This is a genomic window from Sporomusa intestinalis (assembly GCF_055383785.1).
This window is the reverse complement of the sequence record NZ_AP042390.1, coordinates 2,663,013-2,682,679: the sequence shown is the minus strand read 5'-3', so window position 1 is coordinate 2,682,679 and position 19,667 is coordinate 2,663,013. Positions and strand designations below refer to the sequence as shown.

The window sequence follows — 19,667 nt, the reverse complement described above, 5'->3', positions numbered from 1 at the left end:
TGGTAAACAGGTGAAGAAAAAAAAGCTCACACGCAAAACACGTAATTTGGCCTTAATGGTGGCGGTCGCGCTTGGCTGCAGCGTTGCCCCCTGGGGTACTTCCCTGGCTGCGGACCAGGCGGCAACAGCCGGACAGTTTGCATTGTCTATCAGCGGCAGCCCCGAGCAGGCCGATACAGTGCTGCCTTATTTCCACAACCGGAGCCTTTGGGCGACGGCTGCGGCAGGCGCCAGCACCAGTCCCGGATTTGTCATCATGGACAAAAATTCCGCCAACATCACCATCGATAAATATAGCGGCGATGCCGGCGTGTATGTCTACACCCATGCTGCCGCCGATCCCACTCAGATTTATGGCGGCAACATTACCATCGCTGCGGCGGATAAGGATGGAGCCGGCAAAAACGCTTTTATCAGACTGCGCACCGACAGCAGCGGTATACAGCTGACTAACGGTGAAACTGTTCAGGCCGTGCTGAATGCGTTAGCGAAGAAACTGACATATAGCAGCTATGCCGCCACCGGGGAATATAATCTGAGCGGTTGTGCGGAAATCGCCGAAGGCCTGACGCAGGGTTCTTTCGTAACCAAACAGGGCGACCTCTATTTTGACTGGGAAACCGGTCAGGGGACAGTGTATGGATTTAGTTCCTTCTATCAATTTTCTACTGCCATCACCGGGGACGAAGCACAAGACACAGAGTACAAGGATTATATTACGAAGCAGGCAAACCCTTGGCAACCGATTCGCGCCGTTACCTACCAATTTGATGACTATACGACACTCAAGCCTACGGTGGCAAACATAGAAAGCGGCAAAAATTATGCGGCGATTATGCCCGCCGCGGGCAAAGAGTTTTTTATTGCCAATGGGAACGGCGGCAGCAATGATGTGATGACAATTGATTTGACAGGCCTGGCACCTACAGGCGGCGGCAAGGTTTATGGCATTTATAATGATAAAAACGCTGCGGTTGAGCTGTATTCTTATGGCGGGTTGAATGTTATCGGTGCTGCCGACGGCACCTACGGTGGCGGCCTGTATGCCGGCAATAGCGGGACCGGCGGCCAAAGCAGCATTACCATCGGCGACTTTTATTATACGAATGCGATGAGCATTGCCGGTACGGGTAACGACTTTGTCGGCGTCAAGGCCGCCAAAAACGGGGCAATCACGGTAGCAGGCGCCGTCAATATTAAAACAGACGGCGGCTATGCCGTAGCGGCGGAAAATGGCGGTATTGTCTCCCTGAATAAAGTGGATGCTTACAGCACATTTGACGCGAACGGCAAGGTAGCGCTCTATGCGAAAGACGGCGGCAAGATTACGGTTGCCAAAGCCCTCAGGATCAACGGCGATGTTGTGGCCGAAGGCGACGGCAGCGAAATCAGCGTCGCCGTGGGCTCGTATCTTGACAAAGGCAAATGGGACGGCAACGCAGTCGGTCATGTGAATGTTTCCCTGAGCAGACTAAGCGATGGTGGCTACTGGAACGGCAACTTTAACAGCGACAGGACCTTATCGATGACGGAAAGCGCCTGGCAGGGCAATGCTACCGATGGCCAGGCAAATGTGCAGCTGTTGGCCAAAAGCAACTGGCAGGGCGCCGCGACCGACGCAAGCGGCCTGGCCAGCCTTACCCTGATGGGGCGCTCCAACTGGCTCAATACCGCTAATAACGCAACAACGGTCCAAAGCTTTACCGGCCCGAATGTCGACGGCCTGAAAGGCAGCATTACCAGCGCCGCCGATCTAACCTTCGCTAAGTACAGCGGCATGGCCACCGTGTATTACACCCATGACGCCGCCACTCCCACTGCCATCCAGGGCGGCAAGGTCACCGTCAAGTCGGCGGCCAAAGATGCCGCCATTACCTTGCGGACAGACAGTTCCGGCATTGACCTGACCAATGACGCGACGGTGAAAAGCGTGCTGAACAGCCTGGCGCAAAAGCTGACCTATAGCGCGTATATAACCGGCGAAAATAATCTCGCCGCCTACGCGGAGATCGCCGAAGGCCTGACGGCCGGCGCCGTTTCCCACCGGGTCGGCACTATTTCCTTCAGCAGCATTACCGGTGACGGCAGTGTTGCGGAGGCCGTAATCGCTCCGTTTAACAATGTAATTACCGGCGACATCACCAAGGATAAAGCCTATACCGACCGCGGCATCCTTACCGTGGCCGGCAATACTTCCACCTACAATTTTACGCAGGACATCATTATCAATAATAATCATAACATCGAAGGCGCCACCCCGGATCCGGCCAATATGCAATACGCTGTTGCCATTTATCCGGATGCCGAAAAAGACGTTGTTTTAAATATGAACGGTCACGACCTTGTCATTCGCAACAATATTGGCCAGGGAAAAATGGCGCAGTCCACTTCGGCCATTATCTATGCACTGAACAGCGACTCTTCAGTAACCATCAACAATCCGGGAGCTATTGACCTGAGCACCTTTTCCGGCGCCTACTACGCCGGCGGGATCGCCGCCGGCAACCGGTATGCCGCCGACGCCCTGCCCTGCGAGGTCATTATCAACAATGACAACAGCTGGGACCATGCCGTCAAAATCCGGGGCACCATGGGCATGGGCGGCGTCAGCTCCGGCAGTATCTTTAATATCAACTGGACAGGCCTGAAGGTCTTCAATCACGGCCATATCGACATTAAAGGCCTCGTAGACATCGAGTCCTACGGCGCCTGGTGCGCCAGCGCCATTGGTAGCGACGGCTACATCAACATCGGCGGCGGCCGGATCGTGTCCCAGGACTATCCTTCCCTGGACGCTTACAGTGACGGCACCGTCAATGTCAATGTCAGCGGCAGCGGCGGCTCGCTGACGGCCGGCAGCAACGACGTCATGATTGAGGGCAACCTGAAAGCAACCGGCCAGTGGGTGGGCGCCGGCAGCGGCGGCCATATCAATGTGGCTTTGGTCAACAGCAACTCCTATCTGGCCGGCCTGGCGGACAATCCGTACGACGGCACGATCAGCCTGTTCCTGCAGAACGGGGCTACCTGGACCAACCGGGACGGCGGCTTCCGCTACGGCTCGGATTCCTCCTTCAATGATGCGACCGTGAGCCGGGTCACCCGGTTCTACGGCGGCAGCAGCGAGACCAATCGGGGCCTCATTGTCCAGAAGCAAACCGGCAAAATCAGGCTGGACAATTACCAGGGCCATGCCTTGGCCTACTATGAACACGAAGCCGCCGATCCGGCCAACATCCTGGGCGGCGACATCGAGATCACCGCAGCCGTGAAAACCGGCGATGACAATGCGGTCATTACCCTGCGCACCGATAACAGCGGCATCAATGTGGAGGATAAAACCCTGGTTACCAAAGTCCTCGACAATCTGGCAAGCAAGTTAAGCTACACCAACTATCTGACCGGCGAGCGCAACCTGACCGGCTATGCGGAAATTGCCGAAGGACTAACGTCTGCCAAGGTCTTTAGCCAGAAAACCATCATCTTTGATGAAAACAGCGGTGCCGGCCGGGTATCGGCAGAACCGCTCGGGCAGCTCGTCACCAAATTCACCACTTCCATTACCGGCGATGCCAGCACAGATGAACAATACAGAAAAGCCGGCACAATGATTGGCGACAAATACGTATTGGCTAAAGCTACGGTTATTGCCCTTAGCGATCAGCTGATGAAAGGCGGCAATTATTATGCCGGCATCCAGACCTATACGCCGTCAGCGCAGCCAACCCCTAAAGACGTAAATATTACGGCTAAAAACGGGTTAAAGCTCGACGGCGCCGATACAGGCAAGCTTACTGCCATGCAGCTGGCCGGCATTTATAACGGCAACGGCAGCACACTCACCATTGACGGCAATGTCGCTATCCAGCTTGCCAACAAATATACCTATGGACAAACCATCGGCCTGATGCAGAATCTGGAAAACTGGCAACCCGGCGCCAAAGCAACCCTAACTATCAACGGCAATGTGGCCATGGATATCAAACACCAGCCGACCGACGGCACCGGCGCAGTCGCGGCCTCTAACCCGCGTTCTGAAAACGCAGTCGGCATCTGGAACAAGGAGGCCAACGGCAGCGAGATCAATATCAACGGCCGGCTGGACCTCAAGGTTAACGGCAGCGGCGTCATCGCCGACTCCCCGGTTGATGCCGCCGGCGTTATCAACCTAAAAGGCGGGCGGATCGTTACCAATGAAGATACCGGCATTAACAATCACTCGCTGACCGCCTACAGCGGTACTATCAACATGAACATGAAGCCGGCGCCGACGCAGGCCGCGGCGGCCGAGACGACGGCGGCAGCGGATACCCTGGCTCCCGGCAGTACCAAAGTCGAAATCGAGGGCAATATTCTGACCATGAAAAATGCCGCCACCGCGCCTGCCGATTATAATTTGCTCGACGGCACGATCAACCTGGCCCTGACCACCGGCGAATCCTACTGGCAAGGCGTGGCCGACAATGCCGGCGCTGACAAGCTCGGCACCTTCAACCTGTATGTACAAAATGGGGCTTTGTGGATCCATGATTCCCAGGGACAAACCTACAATCAGGCCAGCGCGGATGTAATGCAGGGGACCTTTGACGGCATCAGCCATGTAACCGGCTTCCACGGCGGCGACAGCGCCGCCAATCGCGGCATCATCCAGCAAAAGAGCGCCAGCGGCATCGCCATTGAGGACTACAGCGGCAGCACGATGGTCATTTACGGCCATAGCAGCCTGGAGCCGGCGGATATCGTGGGCGGCGGCCTCAGCATCAAAAAAGCGGCGGCCGGCTCTGAAATCACAGTAATGACCGACAGCAGCGGCATCGATGTGGCAGAGGAAGAAACCGTCACCAGCGTCCTGAACGCCCTGGCGGGCAAACTGACCTACAGCGGCTACACGAAAGCCAATGGGGCGGAACGCAATCTGGCAGGCAAGGTGGCCATCGGCGAGGGCCTGACCGCCCCCGGCATATTGTGGAAAGTCGGCGACATCGCCTTTGCCGAAGCCGACGGGCAGGGCAGCCTGGCGGACGGCACGGTGATTACCCCGGAAAACCCCATTGAATACGGGCAGTACGAAACCATGATCATGAGCGGCACCAAATCGGCCATGGTGTCGTCGGCCCTGCTGTGGCGGGCGGAAAATAACGATATGCAAAAACGCCTGGGAGAACTGCGCCTGGCGCCGGACGCCGGCGGCATCTGGGCCAGCGTCTATGCCGGCAAAAACAAATACGATCAGGGCAATACCCGCTACAGCACCAGCTATAAGGCTGTCCAGCTCGGCTATGACAAAGAGACAGACAACGGCTGGCGCCTGGGTGCGGCCGTAAGCCACAACGACGGGGAAAGCGACTATATCCTGGGCGGCAAAGGCGACAATACGGCGACCAGCCTGTCCCTGTACGGCAGCTGGCTGGGCGGTAAAGGGCACTACACCGACATCGTCGTAAAAGGCGGCCAGGTGAAAAATGACTTCACCGTCTATAACGAAATGGGCCATAAAGTGGCAGGCGACTACAAAACAAACGGCCTGTCGGTGAGCGCCGAATACGGCCGGCGCCTCGAACACGGCAACGGCCTGTATGTTGAGCCGCAGCTGCAGTTGAGCTGGGGCCGGCTGCAGGGCAAAGACTATACCGCCACCAGCGATGTAAAAGACGGGGACGGCAACTACCGGACCATGAACATCAGCCAGGACGGCTTTACCAGCCTGGTTGGCCGGATCGGGGTCGGCGTCGGGCGCCTGACAGCCACCACCAGCATCTATGCCAAAGCCTTTTTGGCGCATGAATTCAGCGGGGACTTCAGCAGCCGGTTCACAGCCGAAGAAGCCAAGAGCAGCCGGGTGGACCTGGGGGGCAGCTGGGCGGTCTTCCAACTGGGCGGCAGCGCCAAAGTGAGCGATAATTCCTATGCCTATGCCAATCTGGAAAAGAGCACCGGCGGCGATGTCGACACCGACTGGCGCGTTGACGCCGGCCTGCGCTGGAGCTTCTGATAAAAAACGGCGGCCGGGCTCGCAGGGTGATTCTAGGCAGCCAGTACATCAACACCGTAAATACAGTAAAGAAGAGGATGAAGATTAATGACAGAAAATCAAGCAACCGCACAAAAAAATATAAAAGTGGCAGCTTTTGAAAAGTATCTTGCTGATAACAAGGTGGAGGGCTTTGCTGCCCAGGTGGTAAACGATCAATTGAACAGCGTGGTTTTTCATAGCCACCTGGCTGTTAAGGGCCAGAATCTGCCGGTAGCAGTCATCATTGATGACAGTGTTTATACCATGATACAGGTCCAGGCGGTAAGCGGCGCTGTCAGCGGCAAGCCGCTGCCGGAGCTGGCCGTATATGCCAATGAACTGAATCAGACTTACCGGATGCTGAAATATGTAGTGACAACAGAAGGAAATCTTGTTTTAAGCTGTTGTGTGGCTGCCGATCATGACAGCTTTGAACCAAAGCTTGTCATCGGGATTCTGGATCAGCTCCTGCAGCATTTGCAGCAGGAATATCCTAATTTTATGCGTAAGATTTGGACAGAGTAACGCAAACGTACTTTTTTCCAGGGAGTGAAATCAATGCAAAGAAAATGGTTTATTTTTCTGTTTTTCGTCCTGGCATTAGTGGGCAGCCTGGCCGCGCCGGGCGAGGTTCTGGCGGCCGAACAGATCGGTCATGTTAATGTGCAGAAAGTATTTACCAGCTATCCTGAGGTGAAAGCGGCGATTGCGGCGATTGACCGGGAACGTCAAAACGCCCAGAAACAATTTAATGAACAGAGCGCAGCACTGGATGACAGCGGCAAGGCCGCTTTGAATAAAAAGCTGTCGGCACAGGTTAACAACAAGGAAAGAGAGATGCTGAGACCCATTCAGCAAAAAATCAGCGAGGCAATCATAAAAGTTGCCAAAGCCCAAGGTATCGGGACGGTTTTAGACAGCAGCACAATCGTATTTGGCGGCAAAGACCTGACCGGAGCAGTAATTGCCGAAGTAGCAAAATAAAAATAGCAAGGATTATCGTTATGCTGGAATATAGCTGCTTCGTTGCTGGAGCAGCTATATTCCATATACAACCTTAACAGCTATGTGTCGTGTTCCCGGCCCTATCATCGCATTCACTCAGGGAACAGTGAGATTACCTGTCAGCAGAGCCGAGAGAGCCTTGCAGGCAATAACGGAAAGGCGGTAAAAAGATGAAAAGAAAAAAGGTTACCCGGAAAACACGAAGTTTGGCCTTAGCGGTGGCAGTCGCGCTTGGCTGCAGCGTTTCAGCGGGGGGAATAGCACTGGCTGAGGAACCGGCGGCGACGGCTGAGGCGTTTGTGCTTTCCATCGGCGACAGGGAACCGGCGGACAATAGCCGGCCTGTTTTTCAAACTCAGGACTTCCTGCCGGCTGCTTCGGCCTTAAGCAGCACGGACAATAGCTTCGTCGTTATCGGCAAGGATTCTGCCGATAGCACCATCGATATATATACCGGCACCACCGGTGTGTATGTTTACACCCATGCTGCAGCCGATCCCACTGCGTTTTATGGCGGCAACCTTACCATTGTTGCCGCGGAAAAAGATGCGAACAATCAAAAGGCACTGGTTCGGCTGCGCACAGACAGCAGCGGGATCGACTTGACCAATGCCGAGAAAGTGCAGGAAGTTTTGCATGCGCTGGCACAAAAACTGACCTACAGAAACTATGTGAAGGCTAACGGCAATGAAAGAAATCTGAGCGGGTATGCGGAAATCGCCGAAGGACTGACCCAGGGGTCTTTTGTAATGAAGCAGGGCACTATCGCTTTTGAATCGGCAACCGGTCGGGGAAAATCAACTAATTTTAATTCTTTTAATAAATTTACTACTGCCCTTACCGGCAATGAAGCAACAGATGCGGACTACAAAGAGTATATTCAGCAAGATCCTGCGGCAACCGATCCTTATCGGCAGGTTACCTATAATTTTAGAGGCAGCACTACCATCAGGCCTGATGTGACCAGTACGGTTGCCGGTGGTAATTTTGCCGCCATCATGCCGGCTGAAGGCAAACAATTCTATGTTACCACCGGCAATGCTTCCAACCAATCGCTCCTGTTAGATTTGACCGGGATAAAAACCAACGGCGGCAAAGTTTACGGCATCTATAATGATCAGGCTGCCGGCGTGAAGGTGTATGCCTATGGCGGGATGAGTATCCTTGGCCCTGCTGACGGCACCTATGCAGGCGGGATCTTTGCCGGCAACGCCAACGGCCAGGGTACCAGCACCGTTGAGATTGCCGAAGTATATTATAACAATTTTCTGACTATCAATGGGACGGGAACGGATTTTGCCGGCATCAAAGCAATTCAAAACGGCGTCATCAACAGCAACGCCTTTATAAACATCGTTACGGACGGCGGCTATGGCGTCGTTGCTGAAAACGGCGGGGTTGTCAACCTTAACCAGACAGATAAAAAAAGCATCATCAATACGAACGGCAATGTGGCGCTGTATGCGAAAGACGGCGGTAAAATCACTTTTCGGGGCGCTAAGGAAATCAATGGTGATGCGGTAGCGGAAGGGGAAGGCAGCAGCATTGACCTTGTTTTAGGCGGATACGGCGGTGACGGGAGCGAGACCTGGAACGGCAATGCAATCGGCCATGTGAATGTAGCTTTCCAAAATAATGTAGCCGGGCATACCTGGCAAGGCACCTTTGACAGTGACGGCACTTTGTCCCTGACAACCACTGACTGGGAAGGCAGTGCCAAAAGAGACGGAGCAAGCATACTATTGTTGGGCAAAGCGAATTGGACCGGGACGCTGGAAAAGGGCGGCAACCTCACGCTGATGGGCCGTTCCAACTGGAGCAATACCAAGGATAAGGCAACGACTGTCAACAACTTTACCGGCCCGAACGTAGACGGCTTACGCGGCAGTATAACCAGTGCGGCCGATCTGGCCATCGACAAATTCAGCGGTATGGCGGCTGTGTATTTTACCCATGGGACGGACGACCCGGCCACCATTCAGGGCGGCAGGGTAACAATCAAGTCGGCGGATAAAGAGGCTGCCATTACTTTGCGGACCGATAATTCCGGGATCGATCTTGCCAATGACACAGTCGTAAACAGTGTGTTGAACAGTCTGGCCCAAAAGCTCACCTACAGCGCGTATGTAACCGGCGAAAACAATTTGGCTGCGTATGCGGAAATTGCCGAAGGCCTGACAGCCGGGGCCCTGGCCCGGAAGATCGGCACCATTCGCTTTGACAAAACCACCGGGGCGGGCAGTGTGACTGATACGGGCCTTACCCCGTTTAATGCGGTTATTACCGGCGACAGCGTCAAGGATAAGGCCTTTGCCGACCGCGGCGTGCTTGCCATAGCCGGCAATACTTCGACCTACACCTTCACAGCAGACGCCGTAATCAATAATAGTATCAACATTGAAGGGGCTACGCCTGATCCGGCCAATATGCAGTATGCGATTGCGATTAATCCGGATGACAATAAAGCGGTTGTACTGAATATGAATGGACACGACCTGACCATTCGCAATAATATCGGCCAGGGCCAGATGGCGCAGTCAACCTCGGCTGTGATCTATGCGCTGAACAGTGATACCTCGGTAACCATCAACAACCCCGGGGCCATTGATCTGAGTACGTTTTCCAGCGCCTATTACGCCGGCGGGATTGCCGCCGGCAACAGGTATCCCAAGGATGATAAAGCCTGCGAAGTAATAATCAACAATGACAATACCTGGGATCAGGCCGTAAAAATCAGAGGCGTCATGGGCATGGGCGGAGTCGATTCAGGCAGTATTTTTAATGTCAACTGGACGGGGATTAAGGTATTTAATCATGGTCATGTTGATATTAAAGGGCTTGTTGATATCGAGTCTTTCGGTGCGTGGAGCGTCAATGCGCTGGGCAATGACGGGTATATCAACATCGGCGGCGGCCGGATCGTGTCCCGGGATTATGCTTCGATCTCGGCGTACGCTGACGGTACTGTCAATGTCAATGTCAACGGCAGCGGCGACAGCCTGCAAGCCGGCAGCAACGATGTAAAAATCGAAGGCAACCTGAAAGCTACCGGCCAGTGGGTAGGCGCCGGCAGCGGCGGCCATCTCAATGTGGCACTGGTCAATCAAGATTCCTATCTGGCCGGTCTGGCGGACAACCCCGCCGGCGGCACGATCAACCTGTTCCTGCAAAACGGGGCCACCTGGACCAACCAGGACGGCGGCTTCCGCTACGGTGGCACGTCTACCTTCAATGATGCTGCCCAAAGCCTGGTCACCCACTTCACCGGCGGTGACAGCGAAACCAGCCGCGGCCTGATTGTCCAAAAGCAAACCGGCAAAATTACGCTGGCTAACTATCAGGGGCAGGCGCTGGCCTATTATGAGCATGATGAGGTCGATCCAACTAAAATCATTGGCGGCGATCTCGAAATTACGGCGGCTGTGAAAACCGGCAATGACAATGCGGTCATTACCCTGCGCACCGATAGCAGCGGCATCAAGCCGGAGGATAAAGACCTGGTCACGAAAGTCCTGGACAACCTGGCCGCGAAACTCAGCTACACCAATTACATAACAGGCGAGCGCAACCTGACCGGGTTCGCGGAAATTGCCGAAGGCCTGACTGCGTCCAAACTGGTCCGGCAGGAACCCATTATTTTTGACGGCCACAGCGGTGTCGGCCAGGTGTCGCCAGCGCCGCTGGGTCAGACTGCAACGAAATTTACAACCTCCCTTACCGGTGATCCTGCGGTGGACGAGCAATTCCGGAAAGCCGGTGCTGTCATTAACGGCAAATATGTACTGGAAAAAGCTACGGTCATCGAACTGGGCGGCCAATCGGCCCAGGGCGGTTATTATCAGGCTGCCGGTATCCAAACCTATACGCCCCTCTATGGCAACCAGGGGATCTATAAGGACGTGGTTGTTGAGGCCAAAAACGGCTTGAAAATTGATGGCACGAATGCTGCCAACAGCGCCGGCATATACAGCGGCAACGGCAGTAACCTTACCATTGACGGCCATATCAGTATCGATATGATTAACAAATACAGCTATGGACAAGCCATTGGTATTGCCCAGGATTTTACGAACTGGGAGCCTGGCGCCCAAGCAACCATGACCATCAATGGCAATGTAGCGATGGATATCAAACACCAGCCGGCTGATGGTACCGGTCCGGTGCAGCGGGCCACCCCGCGGAGTGAAAATGTGACCGGCATCTTAAACAGGGAGTCTAACAGCAGCATAATTACTATCAACGGCCTGCTGGATCTCGCGATCAATGGCAATGGCGTAATCACCGACTGCCGCACCGATGCCGGCGGTGTGATCAACCTAAAAGGCGGTCGCATTGACACCAATGAAAACAAAGACATTAACAATCATGCGCTGCTGGCCTACAGCGGCACCATCAACCTGAATATGAACCCGGCCCAGACGATAGCGCCCCTGGCGGCTAAGACGTTGGCAGCAACAGCTGCCTTGACCCCCGGCAACACCAAGGTCGAGGTCGAAGGCAACATTCTGGCGATAAAAAATGCAGCCACTACGGCTGCCAGTAAAAATCTGCTCGACGGCACGGTTAATCTGGCCCTGACCACCGGCGAATCCTACTGGCAAGGCGTGGCCGACAATGCCGGGGCCGATAAACTGGGAACCTTTAATCTTTTTTTACAGAACGGCGCTTTGTGGATTCATGATTCCCAGGGGCTAACCTACGATACCACTGCCTTTGAGTACACGCAGGCAGAGCTGCAGGGGACCTTTGACGGCATCAGCCATGTAACCGGCTTCCACGGCGGCGACAGCGCCGCCAATCGCGGCATCATCCAGCAAAAGAGCGCCAGCGGCATCGCCATTGAGGACTACAGCGGCAGCACGATGGTCATTTACGGCCATAGCAGCCTGGAGCCGGCGGATATCGTGGGCGGCGGCATCAGCATCAAAAAAGCGGCGGCCGGCTCTGAAATCACAGTAATGACCGACAGCAGCGGCATTGATGTGGCAGAGGAGGAAACCGTCACCAGCGTCCTGAACGCCCTGGCGGGCAAACTGACCTACAGCGGCTACACGAAAGCCAATGGGGCGGAACGCAATCTGGCAGGCAAGGTGGCCATCGGCGAGGGCCTGACCGCCCCCGGCATATTGTGGAAAGTCGGCGACATCGCCTTTGCCGAAGCCGACGGGCAGGGCAGCCTGGCGGACGGCACGGTGATTACCCCGGAAAACCCCATTGAATACGGGCAGTACGAAACCATGATCATGAGCGGCACCAAATCGGCCATGGTGTCGTCGGCCCTGCTGTGGCGGGCGGAAAATAACGATATGCAAAAACGCCTGGGAGAACTGCGCCTGGCGCCGGACGCCGGCGGCATCTGGGCCAGCGTCTATGCCGGCAAAAACAAATACGATCAGGGCAATACCCGCTACAGCACCAGCTATAAGGCTGTCCAGCTCGGCTATGACAAAGAGACAGACAACGGCTGGCGCCTGGGTGCGGCCGTAAGCCACAACGACGGGGAAAGCGACTATATCCTGGGCGGCAAAGGCGACAATACGGCGACCAGCCTGTCCCTGTACGGCAGCTGGCTGGGCGGTAAAGGGCACTACACCGACATCGTCGTAAAAGGCGGCCAGGTGAAAAATGACTTCACCGTCTATAACGAAATGGGCCATAAAGTGGCAGGCGACTACAAAACAAACGGCCTGTCGGTGAGCGCCGAATACGGCCGGCGCCTCGAACACGGCAACGGCCTGTATGTTGAGCCGCAGCTGCAGTTGAGCTGGGGCCGGCTGCAGGGCAAAGACTATACCGCCACCAGCGATGTAAAAGACGGGGACGGCAACTACCGGACCATGAACATCAGCCAGGACGGCTTTACCAGCCTGGTTGGCCGGATCGGGGTCGGCGTCGGGCACCTGACAGCCACCACCAGCATCTATGCCAAAGCCTTTTTGGCGCATGAATTCAGCGGGGACTTCAGCAGCCGGTTCACAGCCGAAGAGGCCAAAAGCAGCCGGGTGGACCTGGGGGGCAGCTGGGCGGTCTTCCAACTGGGCGGCAGCGCCAAAGTGAGCGATAATTCCTATGCCTATGCCAATCTGGAAAAGAGCACCGGCAGCGATATCGACACCGACTGGCGCGTTGACGCCGGCCTGCGCTGGAGCTTCTGATAAATATCTGTATCCGTGGTAAAAGGCGACTTCAGCCTGGCTGCTTCACAGCCTGGTATGATCACAGTGCCCACACACCTTAAACGGCGGCTGGGAAGCCTGGCCCCACAACGACATAACAAGCAGGCCTGCTATTCAGGAGAAATAGCAGGCCTGCTTGTTATGCCGAAAAATAATTAAACTTTTGCAAACGGCTTTGCGCCAATGTGAATATAATAAAATAACATAATATGGAGGTATGTAAAATGGATATAGAAAAAATTAAAACTACGATTAATGATGTCGGCCGTAAAGCCCATGGTGCTGTAAATGGATTCGCAGCTTTTCATAATTTTGAAAGCTGGCAGGTATGGGTGGGTGTTGTGCTTCTGATTGTTCTAACCCTCTTAATCGTTTTTATCCTTTGCTGAAACAAGACAGGAAGCGGTAAAATAGGCAAGACGGATAACCGCGGTGCAATCTCTTGACAGATTTGGTCATTTTATGCAATACTTTTTATGCAAGTGTCTTACAGATTGTGATAAAAGCTGCGAGTATGAAACTTCATAACTACGATATAGGTGCCCGCGAGGGCTTAATAGGGAAGTCCGGTTGAAAGCCGGCGCGGTCCCGCCACTGTAATGGGAGAGCGATTCCAAGAAATACCACTGAAACCTTGTGTCTCGGGAAGGTTTGGAGGAGCAATGATCCAGAGCCAGGAGAACTGCCTATATTCAATCACCGTTATTACCTGCGAACGATAGGGAGGCGATTGGGGCAATAGTTTATTGTGCTTATTTTACCCCAATGCATTCGCTGCATTGGGGTATTTATTTGATTATACCGACAGTAAGGAGCACCAATGCGGGAAAAAACAACAACTGTGATTGGCCTGAACGATCATAAAAAATTTATGGCTCTGGCCATACCTTTGACCATTGCCACCTTAACCACACCGCTGCTGGGAGTTGTCGACACGGCAATTATGGGCAGGCTTCCGCAAGCCGCCTACATCGGCGGCGTTTCTATCGCGGTACTTATTTTTAACACATTATACTGGATCTTGGGTTTTTTGCGGGTCAGCACTTCAGGATTTAGCGCCCAGGCCAGTGGCAGCGGTGATAAACAGGCAGTTGCACTGGCGTTGCTAAGGCCGCTGCTGATTGCTGTTGGCCTCGGACTGGTAATTGTTGCCCTCCAGTGGCCGATAAAGCAAATCGCCTTTGCCCTGCTGGCGCCGAATGAGACAGTTGGCGAGATTGCCGCCGCCTATTATCATATCCGCATCTGGAGCGCGCCGTTTACGCTGGGCAACTATGTCATTGTCGGCTGGCTGATGGGAATGGCGAAAGTAAAGCTGTCACTGGCTTTGCAGGTTTTTATGAATGTGCTGAATATGGTACTAGCCGTACTGTTTGTCGGCGGCTTCGGCTGGGCTGCCGGCGGGGTAGCTGCGGCAACGCTGATTGCCGAGATTGCGGCGTTCCTGCTGAGTGCAGCTATTTTATTAAAAAGCAGGGCAATTACACTGGAAAAGCTTTCAGCAAAAAAGATTGTTGATCCGGCGCCATTGGTCCAGATGATGAAAGTAAACCGGGATCTATTTATCAGAACAGCCTGTCTGCTGACTGTTTACGATTGCCTGGCTGCTTATGGCCTGCGGTATGGGGACACCATTCTGGCGGCTAATGCCGTTTTATTGCAACTGCATTTTGTAATGGCCTATTTCCTGAGCGGCTTTGCCAATGCCGGTACCGTTCTGGTTGGCCAGGCAATTGGCGAAAAGAATGAGGCTCTTTATGTCAAGACCGTTAAGCTGACAGCTATCTGGGGGGGCGCTACGGCCGTTGTCCTGGCAGCAATAGCAATCGCGCTTAAAATTCCTCTGATTCAAATGTTTACAACCCTCGCCGATGTGCAGCAGGCTGCATTGCAGTATAGTTACTGGATAGCCCTGTTTCCGCTGGCTGCTTTCTGGGGGCTGGAGCTGTACGGGATTTTTGTGGGGGCAACGGCGGCCGCGCCTGTTCGTAATTCACTGATATATTCTTTGATCACGTATTTCATTTCCCTGTGGCTGGCCGTTCCCACCCTGGGCAACCATGGTATTTGGCTGGCATTTATCGTTTTCAGTCTGGGCCGGTCGCTTTTCCTGTGGATTTATCTGCCGGGACTGAACAGAAAAATCGCCGCCTTGACGGCTAAAGCCTAACAAGGAGGCAGCTCAGGCCTGCAGGAAGAATATAACAACTAAACGCTATAGGGAGGGTATTTGCTTGGCTACGCAGAATTTAGTAATTCGTCCCATTCGGTCTGAAGACATAGCCGCTGTACAGGATTTTTTGTTAAAACAGTTGCGGGATTTGTTTCACCAGGAAGGTCAGGCAGCCATTACTGACGATGTCTGGGGACTGGGAAAAACCTACCTTGAACCGGAAAACTGCAATATGTGGGCGGTATTTACGCCAGCGGGAACCGTTGTCGGCTCGGCCGCGATTTGTGCTTACAATGACAGAATCGAGTTGCTCAAAGGCCGCTACCATCTGCCCACAACGGCCGAAGTGGGCCGCTGCTATATTGACGCCGGTTTACGGCGCCAGGGAATTGGCTCAAAGCTTGTCGGATTAATGACTGACTTTTGCCGGCAGCACGGGTACAAAATGCTGTATCTGCACACCCATCACTTTTTGCCGGGAGGCTTTAACTTTTGGCAGAAACAGGGGTTTGAAATTATCCTTGACCAAGGCGGCAGTTTTGAAATTGTTCATATGGAAAAGCAATTATAACCGCCAGGCAAAATACAGGCCTGTATTATAACCGGAAAGATGCTGTTCTTATTTCGGTAAGAAAGCATCTTTATGGTTTCCTGCTTATTGTTAGCTTGCTGCCGGATAAAGACAGCACCGTATACCTTATCACTAATCCTGAATAGCAGGATAATTTTTTTAATTGAAATATCCCCCATAGGGGGATATGAGTAAAAAGCAAAGTCTGAAACCAGGTGGAAACGGCGGTTAAATTACAGCAAAGTCGGGTTTGGAACGATACTATGTAGCCGGGAGATTTGCAAATGTCTAATACGGTTAGTAGCGAAACGTGGCAAGAGAAAGTCCGGGTAGTATTGACATTGGCTGTGCCAACGGTAATCGAAAACTTGTTATTAAATATTGTCGGTTTTATTGATACCCTGTTTGTTGCTAAAATCGGCTTGCAGGAAGTTGCCGCCGTCGGCGTCACCAATGCCATCGTAGCCATTTATATTGCGGTATTTATGGCGATGGGGATAGGCACCTCCTCGCTGATTGCCCGCTGCCTCGGGGCCGGAGATGCCGGCCGGGCCAAAGCCATCGCCCGGCAGTCAGCGTGGCTTGCTATCATTTTAGGTCTGTTTTTTGGTGTTGTCACATTGCTGTTTGCTGAACCTTTGCTGCGTTATATGGGAACTGAGCCTGAAGTCCTGCAGGCGGGTATAACGTATTTTCAAATTGTGGGCGTCCCGTCTGTGCTGATTTCCCTCATGACGATATTCGGCAGCATATTACGCAGTGCCAGTGACACAACCTCACCGCTGAAGGTCGGCCTGTGGGTAAATTTGCTGCACATTATTCTGGCTTATCTGCTGATCTTTGGTATTGGCGGCTGGAACGGCTGGGGAATTGCCGGCGCCGCCTGGGCTACAACGATTGCGCGGCTGGCTGGCGTATTGGCGCTTTACGTTTATATCCAAAAGTCAAAAATCGCTTTTACTTTAGCCCAGGGCTGGGCAGGCCAATTTATCCGGCCGTTATTACAGATATCCGGCCCGGCTGTCGCCGAGAGGCTAATTATGCGGCTGGGACAGTTATTTTATGCCGGCTTGATTGTCCGGCTGGGAACAGATGCCTACTCGTCCTTTATTTTTGGCGGAATCATATCTCAGTTTGCCTTCCTGCCAGGCTATGGCATTGCTGTTGCCGCCACAACAATTGTCGGCAATCATGTTGGTGCCGGCCGTAAGAATGACGCCTATCATTACGGAATTGTCATCATGGGCGTTGCTGCCGTCTTTATGGGGCTTGTCGGCATTCTGTATTTTATTTTCGCCTCTCTGGCGGGAGCCTTGTTTACCAGTGATCAAAGGGTGATCGATATGGTGACCATCGGGCTGCGGATTGACGCTTTTGCCCAGCCGTTTACAGCCGTAAGCCTGGTTATAGCGGGAGCGCTGCAGGGGGCAGGCGATACCAAAAGTCCGATGTACAGTACAATTGCCGGCATCTGGATCATTCGCGTCATCGGCATTTATGTACTCTGCTTTTTTTTCCACTGGGGTATTGCCGGCGTTTGGCTGGTAAATTTGATTGATTATGTACTTCGCTCCATTTTTTTGTTTTATCGATTTAAAAAGCTGATGTTACATTAGAACAACTTGGCTTACGCCAAGTCTTCAAGACGCCGGCAGCAGCCGCCTGTGCCCTTTAGGATATAGATTTTCTTATCCTTAGATCATGGTCTTGCATTTTATAATTCTGATGGGTAAAGAAAATACGGCTGGCGCCGAGCCTTAGCGAAGACAGAAGCCGCTGTTGCCCTTATCCAGACGGAAAGTTATACTTTTTACAGGATAAAAAAGGCTGACTTGCATGTCAGCCTAACCACTACCGGCACTATTTACAGTTTTGCAGGTTTACTTGCCTTACGAATCGCAATTAAGGCCTGGTTGATTATTTCTTCAACCTGACGTTTATTTAATCCTAAGGGGCGAACCATATTTTTAACTTCGCTTCTAAATTTTTGTTCATCAAAATCAATAATCAATTTATCACCACCTTACAATACCGGTTACTTTATTATACGGATTATGTTGAAAGGAGGTTACCCGCCGGCGGCAACCTCCTTAACAAATAATTAATCCGGACTTAACAAATAAAAGCAACGCAACATGTATAATGAAATTAAACTTATTGCGCTAACCGGCACGCCGGTATAGCGAGAGAGTTTACATAGCTGCCCATGGCCAAAGGCCAAAACCGAGTGGCCGAGTGTGTCACCGGTGCGAGCCGTTTCCTGTGCGCGGGGGCGGCTCTTTTATTATCTGCCGGAATTTACTGCCTATATATTCCAATGGACTGCATAGCTTTTCTTCTATATAATATATATAAAGTATTATGGCTTTCCCCTAGAAAGGAAAATACCCATGAAACCTAAATGGAGTGTGGTTAATCTGCCGACAAACCTGCTTCGCTTTTGCAAAATTGCCTTTTATAGAAACAGGGAGATTGAAATTGCCGGCTGCGAGGTAACTCAGATCCGGATCAGCAGGCCTTGATGATTGTCAACTCAATAAATTCCAGTCATTTTGATTGGCAGCAGGCAGCGTTACATGCAGGCTGCCTTTTCGTATTTTTTTACTGCTTCTTGAGATGATAAGCTTAAGAGGTGATTACGTGAATTATTATTTTGTTGGGATTTTGTTAACGCTTTATATTATCCTGCTGGTACTATGGTATAAAGAAAAGCATTAGATGGTTTAAATATCATTCAGTATATAACAGGATACTATGCTACAAAAAAGTGCGTACTTGCTTATTCATACATAAATGATTATTATTATAGCAGAATTATTCGGCCGTTATAGAATACGGTAAAACTAAGAGGTGGTTAGTTTGAGTTTGCTGGAAACAAATCAACAGCGATGTATTCAATGCGGTATTTGCGCCGAAGTATGCCCTGTGGGAGTTCTGATTAAAGGCACTGCCGGTATAGAGCAAATCTTGCCGCAGGCCTGTATTGCCTGCGGTCACTGTGTGGCCGTATGTCCTCAGGCTGCCATTAATAATCAGAAAGCCCTGTTGGCAAACCAGATTACATTAGAGAGATTTCCTGTTCTAAGTGAACAAGACGCCCGGGAGTTCCTTCGTTCACGCCGCTCTGTCCGGCGCTACAAAAACAAGCCAGTTCCCCGTGATCAGTTATTAAAACTAATAGATATTGCGCGATTTGCACCTACCGGCAGTAACAGCCAGGGGGTAGCATACATAATTATTGAAGACGCAAAAATACTTCAACAAGCTACAGCTGCAACCATAAACTGGATGGAGGAACAGCCAAAAACACACTGGAGCTTTGATTATCATATCCGCTCCTATTACGAAAATGGAAAAGACCCCATCCTCAGGGGAGCTCCGCACTTAATCCTGGCCGTTACTGAAACTACGCTTGCCCATGCCAGAAAAAATACTATATTTTCATTTGCCTATCTTGAGCTTTTTGCACCGGCCCTCGGCTTAGGTTCATGCTGGGCAGGGCTTTTTGAAATGTGCGCCTTTGCCAATTATATACCATTGATAAAATTGTTTAACATCCCCCAAGGCAAGGTGATCACAGGGGCAGTCATGGTCGGCTATCCTCAATATCGTTATTACAGGCTTGTTGACCGCAATCCATTGGCGGTTACCTGGATGTAACGGTTTAGCAGGGGAATTAAAGCAGATGACAAGCTGGCAATTGCCAGCTTGTCATCTGCTTTAATTCCC

Annotated in this window: 11 protein-coding genes and 1 riboswitch; of the genes, 10 read left to right on the top strand and 1 reads right to left on the bottom strand. The window is 52.4% G+C overall.

Features of this window, described 5'->3' with window-relative positions; genetic code table 11:
* Positions 1–10 precede the first annotated feature (10 nt).
* From ACZ481_RS12560 to ACZ481_RS12525, 8 genes are all read left to right on the top strand, one after another.
* On the top strand, positions 11–5,992 hold the full coding sequence (locus tag ACZ481_RS12560) for an autotransporter outer membrane beta-barrel domain-containing protein (protein WP_464770474.1): 5,982 nt from the start codon (positions 11–13) through the stop codon (positions 5,990–5,992).
* A gap of 87 nt (positions 5,993–6,079) precedes the next feature.
* On the top strand, positions 6,080–6,538 hold the full coding sequence (locus tag ACZ481_RS12555; protein ID WP_464770473.1) for a hypothetical protein: 459 nt from the start codon (positions 6,080–6,082) through the stop codon (positions 6,536–6,538).
* 33 nt (positions 6,539–6,571) lie between these two features.
* On the top strand, positions 6,572–6,997 hold the full coding sequence (locus tag ACZ481_RS12550) for an OmpH/Skp family outer membrane protein (protein ID WP_464770472.1): 426 nt from the start codon (positions 6,572–6,574) through the stop codon (positions 6,995–6,997).
* A 191-nt stretch (positions 6,998–7,188) separates the two neighbouring features.
* Positions 7,189–13,173 carry an autotransporter outer membrane beta-barrel domain-containing protein gene (locus tag ACZ481_RS12545; RefSeq protein ID WP_464770471.1) on the top strand — a complete coding sequence of 1,995 codons (5,985 nt, stop codon included), beginning with the start codon at positions 7,189–7,191 and terminating at the stop codon, positions 13,171–13,173.
* Between the two features lie 245 nt (positions 13,174–13,418).
* Positions 13,419–13,583 carry a hypothetical protein gene (locus tag ACZ481_RS12540; RefSeq protein ID WP_464770470.1) on the top strand — a complete coding sequence of 55 codons (165 nt, stop codon included), beginning with the start codon at positions 13,419–13,421 and terminating at the stop codon, positions 13,581–13,583.
* A 131-nt stretch (positions 13,584–13,714) separates the two neighbouring features.
* A riboswitch (cobalamin riboswitch) is annotated at positions 13,715–13,898 on the top strand.
* 116 nt (positions 13,899–14,014) lie between these two features.
* On the top strand, positions 14,015–15,364 hold the full coding sequence (locus tag ACZ481_RS12535) for an MATE family efflux transporter (protein WP_464770469.1): 1,350 nt from the start codon (positions 14,015–14,017) through the stop codon (positions 15,362–15,364).
* A 64-nt stretch (positions 15,365–15,428) separates the two neighbouring features.
* The gene (locus ACZ481_RS12530) at positions 15,429–15,938 is read left to right on the top strand and encodes a GNAT family N-acetyltransferase (protein ID WP_464770468.1); all 510 of its coding nucleotides are present in this window, start codon (positions 15,429–15,431) and stop codon (positions 15,936–15,938) included.
* A gap of 284 nt (positions 15,939–16,222) precedes the next feature.
* Positions 16,223–17,554 (top strand): MATE family efflux transporter, encoded by a 1,332-nt coding sequence (locus tag ACZ481_RS12525; protein ID WP_464770467.1) that lies wholly within the window; start codon positions 16,223–16,225, stop codon positions 17,552–17,554.
* 248 nt (positions 17,555–17,802) lie between these two features.
* Here the strand turns inward: ACZ481_RS12525 and ACZ481_RS12520 are convergent, their stop codons facing one another.
* Positions 17,803–17,949 (bottom strand): hypothetical protein, encoded by a 147-nt coding sequence (locus ACZ481_RS12520; RefSeq protein ID WP_170233230.1) that lies wholly within the window; start codon positions 17,947–17,949, stop codon positions 17,803–17,805.
* A gap of 379 nt (positions 17,950–18,328) precedes the next feature.
* Here ACZ481_RS12520 and ACZ481_RS12515 point away from each other — a divergent pair, with 379 nt between their 5' ends.
* Positions 18,329–18,460: a hypothetical protein gene (locus tag ACZ481_RS12515; RefSeq protein ID WP_464770466.1), complete on the top strand. Its 132-nt coding sequence runs from the start codon at positions 18,329–18,331 to the stop codon at positions 18,458–18,460.
* A 337-nt stretch (positions 18,461–18,797) separates the two neighbouring features.
* A complete protein-coding gene (locus ACZ481_RS12510; RefSeq protein ID WP_464770465.1) occupies positions 18,798–19,598 on the top strand; it encodes a nitroreductase family protein in 801 nt (266 codons plus the stop codon).
* Positions 19,599–19,667: the final 69 nt, after the last annotated feature.